This is a genomic window from Vibrio sp. 1727 (assembly GCF_033344415.1).
GTDB lineage: Bacteria > Pseudomonadota > Gammaproteobacteria > Enterobacterales > Vibrionaceae > Vibrio > Vibrio alginolyticus.
On the sequence record NZ_JAWPOT010000509.1, the window covers coordinates 1 to 574 of the forward strand.

Here is a 574-nt window from a genome sequence, read left to right on the forward strand (position 1 = left end):
ATTTTATGTACCTGCATTTTTCGCCACTTTGGTTGCGGTGTTCATTTGGATGACGGTTCGAGATACGCCTCAGTCTTGTGGTCTACCGCCGATTGAAGAGTACAAAGATGACTACCCAGATGACTACGACAAGTCGCATGAACAAGAAATGACGGCGAAGGAAATTTTCTTCAAGTACGTATTCAACAATAAACTGTTGTGGTCGATTGCGATTGCAAACGCGTTTGTTTACTTGATCCGTTACGGTGTGTTGGACTGGGCACCCGTTTATCTAAAAGAAGCGAAGGACTTCTCGGTAGATAAATCGTCTTGGGCTTACTTCCTATACGAGTGGGCGGGTATTCCTGGCACGTTATTGTGTGGTTGGATTTCGGACAAACTGTTCAAAGGCCGTCGTGCACCTGCAGGCATCTTGTTCATGGTATTGGTAACGTTGGCGGTATTGGTTTACTGGTTCAACCCTGCGGGCAACCCAACAATCGATATGATGGCTCTTATCGCGATTGGCTTCTTGATTTACGGCCCTGTCATGCTGATTGGTTTGTATGCACTTGAATTGGCACCGAAAAAAGCA

Annotated in this window: 1 protein-coding gene; it reads left to right on the plus strand. The window is 46.0% G+C overall.

Translation table 11 applies throughout. The features are described 5' to 3' along the window. The coding region (locus R8O10_RS26640) for an MFS transporter (RefSeq protein ID WP_318192153.1) at positions 1–574 on the plus strand (574 nt) is incomplete at both ends.